We start from the raw sequence: 16,835 nt of genomic DNA, 5'->3' as shown, positions 1-16,835 counted from the left end.
TTATCGTGATCGTGGTGGTGATCCACCAGCATAGTTTAATGTGTTTTCTGGCCCATCAAACGTGAGCGCAGAAAATTGGAGGCACTGTCGAAAATGAAGACGACGATGAGGATCAGGATAACCATATAGCAGACGTTTTCCCAATCGGAATTCGTCCGCATCGCTTCCCAGAGTTTCAAGCCGATGCCGCCGGCGCCGACGGCGCCGATAATGGTCGCCGAGCGAGTATTGGATTCCCAGAAATACAGCGCCTGGCTGGCAAACACCGGCAGGACCTGCGGCAGGACGCCGAAGCGTTGCACCGCAAGCGGCGCGGCACCGACCGATTTCACGCCCTCGCGCTGCTTGTCGTCGATATTCTCCAGCGCTTCGGCATAGAGCTTTCCGAGCGTACCGGTATCGGTAAAGAAGATCGCCGACATGCCGGCGAGCGGCCCAGGGCCGAAGGCGCGGGTGAAGAACAGCGCCCAGATCAGCATATCGACCGACCGCAGGAAATCGAAGAACCGCTTTATGACCTGGTTGAGCACACCATTGCGGGTGATGTTGCGCGCGGCAAGGAAGCACAGCGGAAAGGCGATGATCGAGGCAAACAGCGTGCCGACGAAGGCCATGACGATGGTCTGCAGCAGCTTGGTCCAGACATCGAGGTGCTGCCATTCGGAATTGTAGAGGATGTTGTTCCACGCGAGCGACAGGTTGGACCGGCTCGGATCGAGACGGTCGCCGCTGGTAATCAGGTTTGCGACCTCACTGAGCGACTTGTTGAAGAAGGGCGAATTTGTATCGAAGATGAAGTTGGCCCAGCCGGGAAAGCGGTTGTGGATGCTGACCTTTTCCTTGTCGACATCGGCCCAGCCGGTCATGCCGAAGGCAAGCGTGATCTTTTCGCCCGCCCGCTTCTGTGTCGCCCATTTCGGCAGGGTACCCTCCGGCGTCACGCCTGCGGAATTTTCGAGATCGATCAGCAGGGTTTCACCGGCATGGGTGGCAGAGACCTTGCCGTCGGCAATGGCGATGCTGGTCGTGCTGTTGAAATTGACGGTGGCGCGGCTGACGACTTCCTCCGTCCGCGTCTCTGTGCGGGCACCGGCCTCAGCGCTGCTGCCGACAGCCGAGTTCGGCGCCATGAAGCTGAAGCTCGAACTCTTTTTCGGAGCGGCCTGCTGCGTCACGGCCGGGACATCGATGGTGCGATCCACCATCTTCGTCTCGATCTTAACCCATTCAGGCTTGGCATCGGGACCGAGCGGCGAATAACGCGGATAAACGACCTGCATCGTGCCGTCGGTGGCGATCTTGATGTCGGGCCGGACCTCATAGGAAACCCAGTCGGCCAGGTAGGTGCCGGCAATGCCCCAATTGGCATTGACCAGAACCTGCCCGATCGAGAAAAACCACCAGCTGTAGATCATGTAGAGGCCGATACCGGTAAAGATCAGGATCGACCGGATGCGCTTGCTGGTCGAGCCCTGCAGTAGGTGCGGGTGACGGGCAGCGATGGCGTCCATCTGTACGGTGTTCATCATCGTGTTCACGGTCATGGTCCGCCTCCTATTGCGCCAGCTGGAAGGCCTGATCGCCAACGAGACGGCGGCGCAGCCATGCGGAAAACTGATCGACGGCAATGATCGTCGAGAACAGCAGGATGATGATCGCCAAGGTCTTCGCCTCGTGGCCCTGGCTGATCGACAGCCGCAACGGCTCGCCAATACCGCCGCCGCCGACGGCTCCGATGATGGTCGAGGCGCGTACGTTGATTTCAAGACGCAGCAGGAAATAGCTCATGAAATTCGGCAGCACCTGCGGCACGATGCCGAACCAGACCCGCTCGAACCAGTTGCCGCCGGCAGCCCGAAGACCCTCGTCCGGCCTCATGTCGGCATTTTCGACGACCTCGAAGAACAGCTTGCCAAGCGCACCGACCGTATGGATCGACACGGCGATCATCGCCGGGATCGGTCCCAGGGAAAGGATGGCGAGAAAAAAGCCGGCGATCACCACTTCCGGAAAGGCCCGCAGGATTTCCATGACACGCCGCGCCAGACCGCGAACCCACGGATTGGGCATCAGATTACGGGCGGCGAAGAAGCAGAGAATGAAACCGAAAAACATGCCGAAGATGGTCGAGAAGATGGCGATATTCAGCGTTTCCAGCATCTTGTAGAAATATTCGGGCACGTAGATGCTGTCGGTCAGATACATCCGGCCTTCAGGATAATTGTATTTCAGGCTGCCGTCGTCATAGGGCGAGGGCAGATCGAACATCGCCCGGCCGATTTCGGCACCATCGCGGGGCACGAGGTCGCCGACGAAATCGAAGAAATAAGGCAATCGGTCGAAAAACTTGCCGGCATTGGTCGCATTGGCAAACCACAGCGATCCGGACAGAGCCACGGCCAGCAACGCAAGACCAAGAAACGTATAGGTGCGGCGGCGGAGATTGAGCTCCTGCCAGTGGCGTTCGACCACGGCGCCATTGTCGCTCAAGGTCGTGGAAAGCGCTGACGTGGCCATGAAGTCTCCGGCAAACACGAGGCCTCGCTGGGCGTCATGCCCCGAGACTGCTTAAACAAGGTAACGCTGGCCGGAATGGCCGGCCAGCGCTTTGGATTTTGGCGATATCAGCCGCCGATGGTCGACTTGCGGGCGTCGATGATCGGCTTGTAGAAGTCGGAATTGACTTCGACGAAGCCCTTGAAGTCGCCGCCCATGACGCCGGCAAAGCAGGCTGCATCGGTCTTCGGCAGGTCGAGCATGAACTGCTTGAACTTGGCCTTCATGTCATTGTTCATCGAGGTGCGAACGACGATCGGGCCGTTCGGGATCAGCGGCGAGCGCCACAGTTCGACTAGGTCGTTCATGTCGAGAACGCCCTTTTCGACCATCTTGTGCAGGTTGCCGGACGTGTAGCCGTCCTTGAACTCGCCGATGCCCGAGCCGAAGGTCGTGCCGGCATCGAAAGTGCCCTTGAGCACTTCGAGAACGAGGTTTTCATGGCCGCCGCCGAAACCGGTTTCAGCGAAGAATTCCTTGACCGGCATGCCGATCGTTTCCGGCAGGGTCACGCTCGGGATCAGGTAGCCCGATGTCGAGTCCGGATCGGCAAAGCCGAGCTTCTTGCCCTTCAGGTCGGCGACGCTAGCATAGCCCTTGTCCTTGCGGGCAACCATGATCGAGTAGTAGCCGGTCGAGCCGTCGGACTGTTCGGTCGTCAGGATCGGCTCGACGGCATCAGCCTTGGCGAGGAAGATCTTGGCATAACCGGACGCGCCGAGTTCGGCATAATCGAGCGTGCCGCCGAGCAGGCCCTGGATAACGCCGTCATAGTCGGCAGCCGGGAAGAAGGAGACCTTCTCGACATTCAGCGCCGTCTTCAGGTGATCGCCGAGGCACTGGTAGTTGCGCAGGCGGTCGGCTTCGTTTTCGCCACCGATAATGCCGACGCGGAATTCCTTGAGGTCTTCAGCCTGAACGTGGCCAACGAGGGCAAAGAGCGCAACAGCGCTCAAAAGTGCTTTCTTCAACATAAGGGTCTTCTCCTGTTATCCCGGCGGCGCCGGTTCACATTCGGTTGCAAAGCGTCTGCCCTTGACGCGGGCTTTCGATCCCGGCTCGCTCTCTAGAGCCCGGCCAGTGCCAGCGGCTTGACGCCGGCGGATTTCGTGTTGTCCTGCGCAGCCGGAATATTGATGCTGGTCGACGTCATCGATTCATCAAGCTCGGCGCCCGAACCGTAGATTTCGGCAACCGCAGCCGCGGTCAATTCCTGAGGCGGCCCATCGAAAACAACGCTTCCATGCGCCATGCCGATGATGCGCTCGCAATAATTGCGCGCCGTATCCAGCGTGTGCAGGTTGGTGACGACGGTGATGCCGTCGCGCTCGTTGATATCGCGCAGAGCGTCCATGACGATCTTGGCATTCAGCGGATCGAGCGACGCGATCGGCTCGTCGGCGAGCAGCATCTTCGGCTGCTGCATCAGGGCGCGGGCAATCGCGACACGCTGCTGCTGGCCGCCGGACAGCGTGCCGGCCGGCTGCAGCGCCGTCTGTTCGATGCCGAGCCGTTCCAGCGCCCCGATCGCCATGATCCGCTCTTCGCGGGTGAACATGTTGAGGATGCTGAGAACCGTTGAGCGGTGATTGAGGCGGCCGAGCAGCACGTTGGTCAAAACGTCGAGACGCGGCACAAGATTGAACTGCTGGAAAATCATGGCGCAATCGCGCTGCCAGTTGCGAAGGGCTGCACCGCGCAGCGACGATACTTCGAGATCACCGAAATGGATGGAGCCCGACGAAACATCGTTGAGACGATTGATCATCCTGAGCAACGTCGACTTGCCCGCACCGGACCGGCCGATGATGCCGACCATCTGGCCCTGTGGGATGTTGAAAGTAACCGAGTTGACGGCAATCTTCTTGCCGAACTGACGGGTTACATTCTTCAGCTGAAACATGAGCAGTCGTCCTCTGGCAATGGCACCGGTTACCGGTATGCCCTTGCCATAATGGCGGTTGATGAAAGGGGAATGTCAGTTTGATGTTGTTTTTGTTACAGTCCACAATCCCCGCAAAGGCGGGGATTGGGGTGCCTAAACTCAGGCATTGTGACGGGCAAGGAATGCGTCGGCATCGAGCATTCTGAAGTCGTCGAGGGCCTCGCGCAGCTTGGCGTGATCCCAATCCCACCAGGCCAGCTTCTCGAAACGGCCGGCAATCTCCTTGCCGAAACGTTCGCGGATCAGCTTGGCCGGAACGCCGCCGACGATGGTGTAGGGCGCCACATCCTTGGAGACGACCGCCCCGGAGCCGACGACCGCGCCGTTGCCGATCGTGACACCGGGCAGCACCGTCGCCCCGTGGCCGATCCAGACATCGTGCCCAATGACGACCCGGTTTTCACGCCGCCAGGCAAAGAAATCCTGCTCCACATCGGCATCCGGCCAGTAGTTCGAAGCGCGATAGGTGAAATGGTGAAGCGTTGCCCGCCAGGTCGGATGGTTGGTGGCGTTGATGCGAACGGATGCCGCCAGATTGGCGAATTTTCCTATCGTCGCACACCAGATCATGCCGTCGCGCTCGATATAGGAATAGTCGCCGAACTCGACCTCGTCGAGGCGGCAACGATCGCCCACTTCCGTATACCGCCCAAGGGCCGATTGATTGACGGTGGCGGTCGGGTGGATCGTCGGTTCCACACTCAGTTTCTGGCTCATGCTGCAGCCTTTCGCGGCGAGAAGGCGGAAACGTCGAGGATACGGTCGGCGACGGCATCGCGGACTTCCTCGTCGTGGAAAATCCCGAGCAGGGCAACCCCTTCAGCCTTCTTGGAGGCGATCATCTCGACCACCACCCGGCGGTTCGTCGCATCCAGCGACGCCGTCGGTTCGTCGAGCAGAAGGATTGCATGGTCGGTAATGAAACCGCGGGCGATGTTGACGCGCTGCTGCTCGCCACCCGAGAAAGTGGCTGGCGGCAACTGCCAGAGTTCGCGCGGCAGATTGAGTTTCGCCAGCAGCTCAGCCGCCTTTTCACGCGCGACAGCCTGATCGACACCACGCGCCAGAAGCGGTTCGGCGACGACATCGAGTGCCGACACGCGCGGAACGACCCGCAGGAACTGGCTGACATAACCCAGCGTATCGCGCCGGACTTCCAGCACGGCGCGGGGTGCCGCCTTCGCGAGATCGACGAGATGACCCTGATGCTCGATCAGGATCTGGCCGGCATCGACGCCGTAATTGCCATACAGCATCTTCAGGATCGAACTCTTGCCGACCCCGGACGGACCGCCGAGCACGACGCATTCACCCTTCTTGACGGAGAACGACACGCCATTGACGACCGGCAACCGGATACCGTCACGCAAGTGCATGGTGAAGCTCTTGGCGACTTCGGAAACAACGAGGGGAGTGGCCATAGTTACACCTGAAGGATCGAGGAAACGAGGAGCTGGGTGTAGGGCTCGCGCGGATCGTCGAGCACCCTGTCGGTCAGACCCTGCTCGATCACCAGACCGTCCTTCATCACCATCATCCGGTGCGACAGAAGCCGGGCGACAGCCAGATCGTGGGTAACGATGATCGCCGAGAGACCGAGGTCATGGACAAGACCGCGCACCAGATCGAGCAGACGGGCCTGAACCGACACATCGAGACCACCGGTCGGCTCGTCCATGAACACGAGGCGCGGGGAGGTGACGAGATTGCGGGCGATCTGCAGGCGCTGGCGCATGCCGCCGGAAAAGGCGCGCGGCTGATCGTCGATGCGGTCTTCCTCGATCTCGACACGGCGCAACCAATCGGCTGCCGTGGCGCGGATATTGCCATAGTGCCGGTCACCGACGGCCATCAACCGTTCGCCGACATTGGCGCCGGCCGACACCGTCATGCGCAGGCCATCGGCCGGGTTCTGGTGCACGAAACCCCAGTCGGTGCGCATCAGGAAGCGCCGCTCAGCCTCGCCCATGCGGGCAAGATCGCGGTACTGGCCGTCGCGCATGTGGTATTCGACAATGCCCGAACTAGGCATCAGCCTTGTGGAGAGACAGGACAGCAACGTCGTCTTGCCGGAGCCGGATTCGCCAACGATGGCAAGCACTTCGCCTGGCCACAGCTCGAAGGATACATTGCGGCACCCGATACGGCCGCCATAGAATTTCGACACGTCGTTGACTTTGAGAAGCGGTGTCTGGGTCATGGGGCGGTTTCCATGTTTAAAAATGGCTGCGGGCGGGCATCTACCTCCCCCTTGAGGGGAGAGGTCGCCGCAAAGCGGCGGGTGGGGGTGATGGTCAGGGACGGACGAAGGATCACCCCGCCCCGGACCTGCGGTCCGACCCTCCCCCTCAAGGGGAGGGTAAGGCTATCTGCCAGACCGCTCATTCCGCCGCCTCCTGCCGTGCCAGCATTTCACCCGCATGCCCATGCTCGCGGCGATCTTCGCAATGGTCGGTATCCGAGCAGACGAACATGCGTCCGCCCTTGTCGTCGAGAACGACTTCATCGAGATAAACGTGCTCGGCACCGCACAGCGCGCAGGGCTTGTCGAAGTGCTGGATCTCGAACGGATGATCCTCGAAATCGAGGCTGACGACGTCGGTATAGGGCGGCACCGCGTAGATGCGCTTTTCGCGGCCGGCACCGAACAGCTGCAGCGCTTCCGACATGTGCATTTTCGGATTGTCGAATTTTGGGGTCGGCGACGGGTCCATGACGTAGCGGCCCTCGACCTTGACCGGATAGGCATAGGTCGTAGCGATATGGCCGTTGCGGGCGATATCCTCGTAAAGCTTCACATGCATCAGGCCGTATTCTTCCAGCGCATGCATTTTTCGCGTTTCGGTCTCGCGCGGCTCGAGGAAGCGCAGGGGTTCGGGGATCGGCACCTGATAGACCAGCGTCTGACCGGCGGTCAGCGCTTCCTCCGGAATGCGGTGGCGTGTCTGGATGATCGTCGCTTCGCGGGTCTTGGTGGTCACCGCGACATTGGCAACCTTCTGGAAGAAGGCACGGATCGAAACCGCGTTGGTCGTGTCGTCGGCGCCCTGGTCGATGACCTTCAGCACGTCCTTGGGTCCGAGGATCGCCGCCGTGACCTGCACGCCACCGGTCCCCCAGCCGTAAGGCATCGGCATTTCGCGCGAAGCGAACGGAACCTGATAGCCGGGTATCGAAATCGCCTTGAGGATCGCCCGGCGGATCATCCGCTTGGTCTGCTCGTCGAGATAAGCGAAGTTGTATGTGGCAAGGTCCGTCATTCGGCTGCCTCCTTCAAACGGGAATAGGTTTTGAGCCGCTCGGCAAGGGTGCCGGTATGAAGCTCGAACAGGTGGTTGTCGGCGTCGTGGAAATAGATCGAGCGGCCTTCGCCTTCGACGCGCGGACGCGGCGGCATCAGATCAAGGCCCAGCGACTGGATGCGCTCCAGATAGATGTCGATATCCTCGTCACGGATCTTGAACGCGACGTGGTTGTAGGTGCGCTCGCTCAGGCTCTCGCCCTGCATGATCGCGATCCAGAGATCGCCGACCGTGAAGAACTTTTCCGCCGAACGCGAAAACTGCATCTCATCGCTGGCGTAGACCTGCTTCGCGCCGAAAACGGTCTGAAGAATGTCGGTCATGCGCTCGAGATCGCTGACGACGAAGGTGATGTGGGAGAGGTCCTCGATCATTCGGCCGCATCCCGGATGGGGTCGTTTTTCTCCACGCCTTTCCGTGCATCATATTCGGCGCGCATGCGACGGACGAGATCGAGCTCGGCCTGGAAGTCGACATAATGCGGCAGCTTCAGGTGCTCGACGAAACCGGTCGCCTGGACGTTGTCGGAATGCGAAATAACGAATTCCTCGTCCTGCGCCGGTGCGACGATATCCTCGCCGAATTCCTCGGCACGCAACGCCCGGTCGACCAGCGACATCGCCATCGCCTTGCGCTCGCTCTGGCCGAACACAAGGCCATAACCACGGGTAAACTGCGGCGGGTTCTTGGCCGAACCCTGGAACTGGTTGACCATCTGGCATTCGGTCACCTGGATGGGGCCGAGCGACACGGAAAAACCAAGCTCGGGAATATCGAGTTCCACTTCGACTTCGCCGATACGCACCTCGCCGACGAACGGATGGGTGCGGGCATAGCCGCGCTGGGTGGAGTAGGCGAGCGCCAGTAGGAAGCCTTCGTCGCCACGCGCAAGTGCCTGAAGGCGCAGGTCGCGGTTCAGCGGATATTCCAACGGCTCGCGGGTCAGGTCGCCCGGAACATGATCCTCCGGCATCTGGCCGTCACCCTCGATCAGGCCTTCGCCGGCGAGGATGTCGGAGACCCGCATCATCGAGCTCTCATCCGCCGTCCGGCGCAGCGGCTCGGCAACCGGCTCGTCGGTCAGCAGCGACGAATCCAGCAGGCGGTGGGTGTAGTCGAATGTCGGGCCTAGCAACTGGCCGCCCGGCAGGTCCTTGTAGGTCGCCGAAATGCGGCGTTCGATCTTCATCTTCACAGTATCGACCGGAACCGACATGCCGAAACGAGGCAGGGTGGTGCGATAGGCACGCAGGATGAAGATTGCCTCGATCATGTCGCCGCGCGCCTGGCGAACGGCGAGCGCTGCGAGTTCACGATCGTAGAGCGAGGCTTCCGCCATGACCCGATCGACCGCCAGGCCGAGCTGGGCGACGATCTGGTCGATCGAAATGGCCGGCAGTGACCGGTCACCACGGCGGCGATCGGCGAGGAGCTTGTGCGCATTGGCGATGGCGGCTTCGCCGCCTTTGACAGCAACATACATGGATCAGATCTCCCGGCGGCGAAGTTTTGTGGTGCGCGGCAGGCACAGGACGTCCGTGCCGGCAACCAGGATCAGATCGACGCCACGGGGAAACAGGCCCCGGTTTTCCGCCCAGAGCGTCAGGAAAATCTCCGGCAGGCCGTTGGGTGAAACGATGATCTGGTCCTTGATGCCTGGACCAGCAGCGACAAATTCAGGTCCGCCGGTCAGCGAAGCGATCTCGATCACCAGCGTCGCCGAGCGGTCAGGATATTCCTGCGTCCCGAGCGCGAACTGATCGAAACCGGGGACAATGCCGCCAACCTCGATGAAAACGAAGCGGGCCTCCGGCTTGACGCTCGTCACCGGTGCGCTGGTATGGAACGACAGCCAGGCGGGAACGGAGGATTGAGCGAGCGCACTCGTCAGCCATACGGGCGTACCGTCATCGCAGAGCGTGAGGGCAATCGCACCAGAACCGGTCCCAAGCGGTGCAGGCGGCGTGGCAGAGGCGCCGAGGGGCATGATCGTGCCCGGCCGGGCCATGGCATCCATCAGCGCGCGAAAAACCGACTGTGACTGGAAGACCGGGTCGGTGAACGCGCCGGCATAGGCGCTGGCGTGGATTTCGGTGTGAGCGCCCATCAGTTGTCTCCCCGGACCATGGTGAAGAAATCGACCCGTGTTGCTGCGGTCTGTTCGGCATGTTTGCGGTCTTCGGCTCCGATGCGGCTTTCCACCGCATCGATCAGTTGATCGACAGCGCTCCGATGTTCCGGCCGCTGGTGAAGCGCATCGAAGATGGCGGCGAGACGCGCCTTCTCGCGGTCATTGCCGAGCAGTTGGCCATGGCCGATTTCGCCGGAGGCAAGCCGCACGGTGGCGCGGCTGACGGTCGCCTCTCCGAGATTGAACGGATCGCCGCCGCCCCCGACGCGTCCACGCACCATGACGAGGCCGGTTTCGGGACCACGCACCGAATGCACATCCGGCTTTGGCTCGATGGCCAGCCAGCCGGCCTGCAGCTCCTCGCCGGAGGCTCGGGCCAGAAGGCCCATGATCCGTTTGCGCCCGTTCACCGCCGCGCCGGTATTTTGTTTGATCGCGTCCATTGCTTCCGTCCGAAATGTCTATTATGCTAGACAACCATACATCTGATGTTTTGCTTTTAGAACCCCCACATGACGGGCTTGTGACATGAATGCGAAAAAAGCGGTTGAGCGCCAAACCGGCGTCGCCCTCTGGCGGCAGATCGCCGATCTGATACGGTTGTCGATCAGCAATGGCGATCATGACCAGACAGGCATGGTTCCGCCAGAGACTGTGCTCGCCGCGCAGTTCGGCGTCAACCGTCATACGGTGCGCAGCGCCCTTGCCGCTCTTGCCGACGAGGGACTGGTTCAAGCCATCCAGGGCCGCGGCACGATCATCCAGCGGAAGGAGCGGCTGAGTTTTCCGATTTCGCGACGCACCCGGTTTTCACAAGGTCTCGGCGATCAGGCGCGCGACATCGAAGCCAAATTGCTCGCCCATGCCACCTTGCCAGCTTCAGGAGACGTCGCGGCCGGATTGCAGATCGCGGCGGGAACGGCTTGCGTCCAACTGGACCTTGTCAGCAGCGCCGATGGACGCCCGGTATCCTGTTCGACCAGCTATTTCCCGATGGAGCGGTTCGGGCAGATGGCCGAACAGTTCGAAAGGCTCGGCTCGATCACCAAGGCTTTCGCAGCGCAGGGCCTGGCCGACTACGTGCGGGTCTCGACCGAGCTTGTCGCCCGCCACGCCGATGCCGACGAGTTGGCGCTGCTCCGGCTTTCGCCCGGCGCCATCGTCATCGCCGCAACGGCGATCAATGCCGATCCGGACGGGGTTCCTGTGCAGTTTTCCCGCACCCGCTTTGCCGCCGACCGCGTCAAGCTGAAGCTCGAAACCTGACGGTACGAAAAATTGCGCGTTCCGAAGCACGCGCCCTCCCCTAATGTATGGCAGCAATCAGACGTCGGCGACGAAGGTCTGCTTCTGCGTGCCCAGGCCCTCGATGCCCAGCTCGACGACATCGCCGGCCTTCAGATATTGCGGCGGCTTGAAGCCCATGCCGACGCCGGGCGGCGTTCCCGTCGAGATGATATCGCCGGGATGCAGCGTCATGAACTGGCTGAGATAGCTGACCACATGCGCGACGCCATAGACCATGGTCTTGGATGACCCATTTTGCTTGCTGACGCCATTGACCGTCAGCCACATCTTCAGGTTCTGCGGATCCGCAACCTCGTCCTTGGTCACGAGCCACGGGCCGATCGGGCCAAACGTGTCGCAGGATTTTCCCTTGGTCCACTGGCCGGAGCGCTTGGTCTGGAAATCGCGTTCGGAAACGTCATTGATGACGCAATAGCCGGCGACATGCTCCAGTGCATCCGCTTCGGAAACATATTTGGCCTTTTTGCCGATGATCACACCCAGCTCGACCTCCCAGTCGGTCGCTTCCGAACCACGCGGGATGAGGACGTCATCGTTCGGGCCGACGATCGCCGAGGTCGCCTTCATGAAGATCACCGGCTCCGGCGGCACCGTGGCGCCGGTTTCGGCAGCGTGGTCGGCATAGTTCAGGCCGATGCAGATGAATTTTCCGGTGCCCGTAACGCAGGCGCCAAGACGCGGACTGCCGCCAACCACCGGCAGGCTGTCGATATCGAGATCCTTTGCCCAGCCCATGTCGCTGATCGCGTCGCCGCCGATATCGGCGATGATGCCGCTCAAGTCGCGAATCTGGCCGTCCTTGTCGAGAACACCCGGCTTTTCAGAGCCAAACGGCCCGTAGCGCAAAAGTTTCATCTTTCCTCTTCCCTTGAAATCCAGACAATCTTGCCGTCTGACAGATCAAAGGCGGGCGGCGATGTAAAGCGCTTTTACCCTTGGACTGACCTCAGCGCGTGGGCAAATCTTGCAGTCCGGCCACGGCTTTCGTGACGATCTCATCGACGGTCAGGTCAACGTCGACGGTCACCACATCGCGCTCGCCGGTTGGTGGCTCCAGCGTCGCGAACTGGCTGTCCAGCAGCGATGCCGGCATGAAATGACCGGCGCGGGCCTGCATGCGCTTGTCGAAAACGGCGCGCGATCCCTCCAGGAAAACGAAAGCCAGACGGCCACCGGCTTCAGTCCGCAACCGGTCGCGATAGGCTTTCTTCAGCGCCGAACACGAAACGATGACCCGCTCGCCCCGCGCGACACTCTCGCCGATCAGGCCGCCGATGATATCGAGCCACGGCCAGCGGTCGTCGTCTCCAAGCGGAATGCCGGCCGACATTTTCCCGATATTGGCAGCCGGGTGCAGGCTGTCGCCCTCGATGAACCGGCAGTTCAGCGCTTGTGCCAGCCGCTCGCCGACCGAAGTCTTGCCGCAGCCGCTGACACCCATGACGATCACCGGCAGGCCCGGATTTTCAGAGAGAGGTTGTGATGCCGCCATCGACATAGAGCGTGTGTCCGTTCACGAAAGAAGAAGCGTTGCTGGCCAGGAAAACCGCGGAGCCGACCAGCTCTTCGACATTTCCCCAGCGCGCTGCGGGTGTACGCTTTTCCAGCCAGTCTGAAAACTCCGGATTATCGACCAGCGCCTGATTGAGCGGTGTCCTGAAATAGCCGGGCGCGATCGCATTGATCTGCAATCCGTGGCGGGCCCAGTCGGCACACATGCCGCGCGTCAGGTTTCTGACCGCGCCCTTGGTCGCCGTGTAGGGCGCAATCCCGGGCCGGGCGAGTTCGCTCTGGACCGAGGCGATATTGACGATCTTGCCCCGCCCCCGGCCGATCATGAAACGGGCCACGGCCTGGCTGACATAGAAGACGCTGGAGATATTCGTTGCCAGCAACTGCTCCCATTTGTCCGCCGGAAAATCTTCCAGCGGCGAACGGAACTGCATGCCGGCATTGTTGATCAGGATATCGATTGCGCCGATTTCGCTCTCGACGATGGCAACAGCCTCGGCAGCGGCGTCCCTGCTGGTCACGTCGAAGGCGGCGGCATTGGCGACATGGCCGCTGTCCCTGAGAGCGGAGACTGCCGCTTCGACCTTGTCGATATCACGGCCGTTGACGACGATCTCGGCGCCGTGGGCCGCAAGGCCCTCCGCCAGGGCAAAACCGATACCCTGGCTGGAGCCGGTGATCAGTGCGCGCCGGCCGGCCAGGTCAAACAGCGGAAAGCTCATGCGATTGCCCTCGAAGCGGGATGTGGCGGAAGAAGCTTCCGCCACAATGCGTCTTCAGGCGACCTTTGAATAGGCCTTTGCCATATCGGGCAGGCGCTTGACGCGAATTTTCGATGCCTGGCCGGCTGTGTTGAAGGCAATGAAGCGCTCCTTGCAGACATCGACCATGCGGGCCGTCGCCGGCTTGAGGTAATTGCGCGGGTCGAAATTGTCCGGGTTCTGCAGGTGATGCTTGCGGATTTCACCGGTAAAGGCGAGGCGCAGGTCGGTGTCGATATTGACCTTGCGGACCCCCAGCGGAATGGCCTTCTGGATTTCGGAGAGCGGGACGCCCCAGGTCTGCTTCATCTGGCCGCCGAACTCGTTGAACAGGTCCTGCAGATCCTGCGGAACGGTGGACGAACCGTGCATGACCATATGGGTGTTCGGCAGGCGCTTGTGGATTCGGGCAATGGTGTCGATCGACAGGATTTCACCGTCCGGTGCACGGGTAAACTTATAGGCGCCATGACTGGTGCCGATGGCGACCGCGAGCGCATCGACGCCGGTCTTTTCGACGAAGTCGAAGGCCTGTTCCGGATCGGTCAACAGTTCCTCGCGCGACAGCTTGCCTTCGAAGCCGTGGCCGTCTTCCTTTTCGCCGGCGCCCGTTTCCAGGTTGCCGAGACAGCCGAGTTCACCTTCGACGGAAACGCCGGCGGCATGGGCGATCTTCACGACTTCGGCGGTGACGCCGACATTGTATTCATAGGAGGCGATCGACTTGCCGTCGGCCAGAAGCGAGCCGTCCATCATGACGGAGGTAAAACCGTTGGTGATTGCCGAGATGCAGGTCGAGGGCTGGTCGCCATGGTCGAGATGTAGGCAGACCGGGATATGCGGATATTCTTCGGTGGCCCCGAGGATCAGATGACGCAGGAAAGCGTCGCCGGCATAGGCGCGAGCGCCACGGCTTGCCTGCAGGATGACCGGTGAATCCGTGGCATCGGCCGCGCGCATCACGGCCTGGATATATTCCAGATTGTTCACATTGAACGCGGGCAGCGCGTAATTGTTTTCAGCGGCGTGGTCCAATAGCTGCCGCAAGGTGATCAATGCCATAGTCAGAAGTCTCCCATTGTCTCAGCGCATCGTTCCTGAGGACGATATGCGCACCTTATTCTCCGCGTGAGCAGAAGTGCTCCCCACAAAAGCCAACTGGTATCGCGACCAGGCCTCCTGGCGAATGAGGGTGGATTTTCCAGGGCACCATAATTGATGATCCGGGTTTGGCAACCGCTGTAGCGGCGGAAATGCGATTGTTGAGCATCCGGAAACGTTACAGGTCGAGTGCTGCGGACAATTTATCCTGTATTTTTTTGCTGAACCGAACAAAGCAATCTGAGATTGAAATAGAATTGTCGCACGCGGGTCATGCGTGCGTGGCCCTCGACCGGCGGTCGCCCCCTTAAAGATGGCGTTGTGCACAATCACTTTCGCAAGACGGCCTCTCACGCACGCATATTACGTAAACCGCCGGAAATAATTGGGAAGCTTGCGCGGACGCTGCCGGGAGACCTTCGGAAACAACAAAACACAACACAACTTAATTAGAAAATGGCGAGATTGAAATGCAACCACGGCGCTAGTATTACCTGTCAGCGAGCGACATGGCGCCACCATGGGCGACATAAAGAGCCTTGCCACTGGAAAAGATTTGGCATTCTATCGCCGCCTCACAACCTAAAAAAAGGGGACGGATAACAAAATGACACTGGCAAAAATCAACCTCCGCACAGCGATGTTGCTTGGTTCAATTCTCATCGGCGCCAGCCCTGCGCTTGCAGAAACCGTTCTGCATCGCGGCAATGCCGGCGAACCGCAGACGCTCGACCAGGCGCATACCTCGATCAACATCGAAGAATTTATTCTGAAGGACCTCTATGAAGGCCTGACGATCTATGATGCAGCCGGCAAGGTCGTTCCCGGCGCCGCCGAAACCTGGGATCTGTCAGACGATGGTCTCGTCTACACCTTCAAGCTTCGCGCCGACGCCAAGTGGTCGGATGGCTCTCCGGTCACAGCCGGGGACTTCGTTTTCTCGCTCCAGCGCGTTGAAGATCCAAAGACCGCGGCTGGTTATGCCAACATCCTTTTCCCGATCAAGAACGCCGAAAAGGTCAATAAGGGCGAAGTGCCCGTCGATCAGCTGGGCCTGAAGGCCATCGATGACAAGACGCTGGAAATCACTCTTGAGCGCCCGACCCCGTTCTTCCTTGAGCTTCTCGCCCACCAGACCGCCCTGCCGGTTTCCAAAGCCAGCTTCGAAAAGAACGGCGCCGATTTCGTCAAGCCGGGCGTGATGGTGTCGAATGGAGCCTACAAGCTTGTCGCCCATACGCCGAACGACAGCCTGACGACCGAAAAGAACCCGTCCTATTGGGACGCGGCCAACGTCAAGATCGATAAGGTGATCTTCTACCCGATCGACGACCAGGCAGCCTCCGTCCGCCGCTTCGAAGCCAAGGAAATGGACCTCGCCTACAACTTCTCGGCCGACCAGCTGGAACGCCTGCGCAAATCCTACGGCGAGCAGGTCCGTGTTTCACCGACGCTTGCGACCTACTACTACGCTTTCGACACCCGCCAGGAGCCCTATAGCGACGTGCGCGTTCGCCGTGCGCTCTCCATGGCCGTCGATCGCGACTTCCTCGCCAAGGAGATCTACTCGGGCTCGCAGTTGCCGTCCTATTCGATGGTGCCTCCGGGCATGGCAAGCTACGGCGACCCGTCCAAGGCGGATTTCGCCGACAAATCACAGCTCGACCGCGAAGACGAAGCGCTCAAGCTGATGAAGGAGGCCGGCTACGGCGAGGGCGGCAAGCCGCTCGATATCGAGATCCGCTACAACACCAACCCGAACCATGAACGCGTGGCAACTGCCGTTGCCGATATGTGGAAGAACACGTTCGGCGCCAAGGTGTCGCTGGTCAATCTCGATGTATCCTCGCACTACGCCTACCTGCAGGAAGGCGGCAAGTTCAACGTCGCCCGCGCTGGCTGGGTGGCAGACTATGCCGACGCCGAAAACTTCCTGGCGCTCAGCCTGTCCTCGAACAAGACGTTCAACTACGGGCATTTCGAGAACCCCGAGTTCGACGCTCTGATGAAGAAATCCTACGAAGAGATTGATCCGACTGTCCGCTCCAAGTCGCTTCATGAAGCCGAAGCATTGCTGATGAAGGAACAGCCGATCGCGCCGTTCCTGACCCAGGCCGATCTCTGGCTGGTGTCCGACAGGGTGAAGGGTTGGCAGGATAACGCGGTCAACGCGCACCTGAGCCGCTTCCTGAGCGTTTCCGAGTAACGGATTCTGACGC

18 protein-coding genes are annotated in these 16,835 nt (G+C 60.6%); 2 read left to right on the top strand and 16 right to left on the bottom strand.

Translation table 11 applies throughout. The features are described from left to right. Nucleotides 1-35: 35 nt before the first annotated feature. The 12 genes from phnE (ACP7BS_RS13805) to phnG all read right to left on the bottom strand — a co-directional run bounded on the left by phnE (ACP7BS_RS13805) (nucleotide 36) and on the right by phnG (nucleotide 10,377). Nucleotides 36-1,544, bottom strand: coding sequence for a phosphonate ABC transporter, permease protein PhnE (phnE, locus tag ACP7BS_RS13805; protein ID WP_426238552.1), 1,509 nt, complete (start codon nucleotides 1,542-1,544; stop codon nucleotides 36-38). Between the two features lie 10 nt (nucleotides 1,545-1,554). Further along, complete coding sequence (gene phnE / locus ACP7BS_RS13800) at nucleotides 1,555-2,517, bottom strand: phosphonate ABC transporter, permease protein PhnE (protein WP_426238551.1); 963 nt, start codon at nucleotides 2,515-2,517, stop codon at nucleotides 1,555-1,557. Between the two features lie 107 nt (nucleotides 2,518-2,624). After that, the gene (phnD, locus tag ACP7BS_RS13795; RefSeq protein ID WP_426125779.1) at nucleotides 2,625-3,530 is read right to left on the bottom strand and encodes a phosphonate ABC transporter substrate-binding protein; all 906 of its coding nucleotides are present in this window, start codon (nucleotides 3,528-3,530) and stop codon (nucleotides 2,625-2,627) included. A gap of 92 nt (nucleotides 3,531-3,622) precedes the next feature. Continuing rightward, nucleotides 3,623-4,459, bottom strand: a complete 837-nt coding sequence (gene phnC, locus ACP7BS_RS13790) for a phosphonate ABC transporter ATP-binding protein (protein WP_426231311.1) — start codon at nucleotides 4,457-4,459, stop codon at nucleotides 3,623-3,625. Nucleotides 4,460-4,600: 141 nt separating this feature from the next. Further along, complete coding sequence (locus tag ACP7BS_RS13785; protein ID WP_426238550.1) at nucleotides 4,601-5,218, bottom strand: DapH/DapD/GlmU-related protein; 618 nt, start codon at nucleotides 5,216-5,218, stop codon at nucleotides 4,601-4,603. Next, complete coding sequence (phnL, locus tag ACP7BS_RS13780) at nucleotides 5,215-5,922, bottom strand: phosphonate C-P lyase system protein PhnL (RefSeq protein WP_426231313.1); 708 nt, start codon at nucleotides 5,920-5,922, stop codon at nucleotides 5,215-5,217. Before phnL ends, ACP7BS_RS13785 begins: the two co-directional genes overlap by 4 nt. Nucleotides 5,923-5,924: 2 nt before the next feature. Continuing rightward, nucleotides 5,925-6,701, bottom strand: coding sequence for a phosphonate C-P lyase system protein PhnK (gene phnK, locus ACP7BS_RS13775; RefSeq protein ID WP_426238549.1), 777 nt, complete (start codon nucleotides 6,699-6,701; stop codon nucleotides 5,925-5,927). Nucleotides 6,702-6,882: 181 nt separating this feature from the next. Then, nucleotides 6,883-7,761 (bottom strand): alpha-D-ribose 1-methylphosphonate 5-phosphate C-P-lyase PhnJ, encoded by an 879-nt coding sequence (locus ACP7BS_RS13770; RefSeq protein ID WP_426231315.1) that lies wholly within the window; start codon nucleotides 7,759-7,761, stop codon nucleotides 6,883-6,885. Then, the gene (gene fosX, locus ACP7BS_RS13765) at nucleotides 7,758-8,177 is read right to left on the bottom strand and encodes a FosX/FosE/FosI family fosfomycin resistance hydrolase (RefSeq protein ID WP_426238548.1); all 420 of its coding nucleotides are present in this window, start codon (nucleotides 8,175-8,177) and stop codon (nucleotides 7,758-7,760) included. Before fosX ends, ACP7BS_RS13770 begins: the two co-directional genes overlap by 4 nt. Next, nucleotides 8,174-9,286 carry a carbon-phosphorus lyase complex subunit PhnI gene (locus ACP7BS_RS13760; RefSeq protein WP_426238547.1) on the bottom strand — a complete coding sequence of 371 codons (1,113 nt, stop codon included), beginning with the start codon at nucleotides 9,284-9,286 and terminating at the stop codon, nucleotides 8,174-8,176. Before ACP7BS_RS13760 ends, fosX begins: the two co-directional genes overlap by 4 nt. A 3-nt stretch (nucleotides 9,287-9,289) precedes the next feature. Beyond that, entirely contained in the window at nucleotides 9,290-9,910 is a 621-nt protein-coding gene (phnH, locus tag ACP7BS_RS13755) for a phosphonate C-P lyase system protein PhnH (RefSeq protein ID WP_426238546.1), read from the bottom strand. Beyond that, the gene (gene phnG / locus ACP7BS_RS13750) at nucleotides 9,910-10,377 is read right to left on the bottom strand and encodes a phosphonate C-P lyase system protein PhnG (RefSeq protein ID WP_426238545.1); all 468 of its coding nucleotides are present in this window, start codon (nucleotides 10,375-10,377) and stop codon (nucleotides 9,910-9,912) included. Before phnG ends, phnH begins: the two co-directional genes overlap by 1 nt. A gap of 85 nt (nucleotides 10,378-10,462) precedes the next feature. Here phnG and phnF point away from each other — a divergent pair, with 85 nt between their 5' ends. Then, nucleotides 10,463-11,200: a phosphonate metabolism transcriptional regulator PhnF gene (gene phnF / locus ACP7BS_RS13745; protein ID WP_426238544.1), complete on the top strand. Its 738-nt coding sequence runs from the start codon at nucleotides 10,463-10,465 to the stop codon at nucleotides 11,198-11,200. A gap of 57 nt (nucleotides 11,201-11,257) precedes the next feature. Here the strand turns inward: phnF and ACP7BS_RS13740 are convergent, their stop codons facing one another. The 4 genes from ACP7BS_RS13740 to fba all read right to left on the bottom strand — a co-directional run bounded on the left by ACP7BS_RS13740 (nucleotide 11,258) and on the right by fba (nucleotide 14,577). Continuing rightward, nucleotides 11,258-12,097 (bottom strand): fumarylacetoacetate hydrolase family protein, encoded by an 840-nt coding sequence (locus tag ACP7BS_RS13740; protein ID WP_426238543.1) that lies wholly within the window; start codon nucleotides 12,095-12,097, stop codon nucleotides 11,258-11,260. Nucleotides 12,098-12,188: 91 nt separating this feature from the next. Next, nucleotides 12,189-12,740 carry a gluconokinase gene (locus tag ACP7BS_RS13735; protein ID WP_426238542.1) on the bottom strand — a complete coding sequence of 184 codons (552 nt, stop codon included), beginning with the start codon at nucleotides 12,738-12,740 and terminating at the stop codon, nucleotides 12,189-12,191. Continuing rightward, nucleotides 12,709-13,476 (bottom strand): SDR family oxidoreductase, encoded by a 768-nt coding sequence (locus tag ACP7BS_RS13730; RefSeq protein WP_426231323.1) that lies wholly within the window; start codon nucleotides 13,474-13,476, stop codon nucleotides 12,709-12,711. The genes ACP7BS_RS13735 and ACP7BS_RS13730 overlap by 32 nt, the downstream gene beginning before the upstream one ends. 54 nt (nucleotides 13,477-13,530) lie before the next feature. Then, nucleotides 13,531-14,577 (bottom strand): class II fructose-bisphosphate aldolase, encoded by a 1,047-nt coding sequence (gene fba, locus ACP7BS_RS13725; protein ID WP_426231324.1) that lies wholly within the window; start codon nucleotides 14,575-14,577, stop codon nucleotides 13,531-13,533. 646 nt (nucleotides 14,578-15,223) lie between these two features. On the opposite strand from fba, the gene ACP7BS_RS13720 reads away from it, so the two are divergent. Continuing rightward, nucleotides 15,224-16,822, top strand: a complete 1,599-nt coding sequence (locus tag ACP7BS_RS13720) for a peptide ABC transporter substrate-binding protein (protein WP_426238541.1) — start codon at nucleotides 15,224-15,226, stop codon at nucleotides 16,820-16,822. The last annotated feature ends 13 nt before the right edge of the window (nucleotides 16,823-16,835 follow it).

Origin of the sequence: Pararhizobium sp. DWP1-1-3, from assembly GCF_049896125.1 — a bacterium.
Taxonomy (GTDB): Bacteria; Pseudomonadota; Alphaproteobacteria; order Rhizobiales; family Rhizobiaceae; genus Pararhizobium.
Note: the sequence above shows the minus strand (reverse complement) of the source record. Positions and strands in the feature narration are given on the sequence as shown.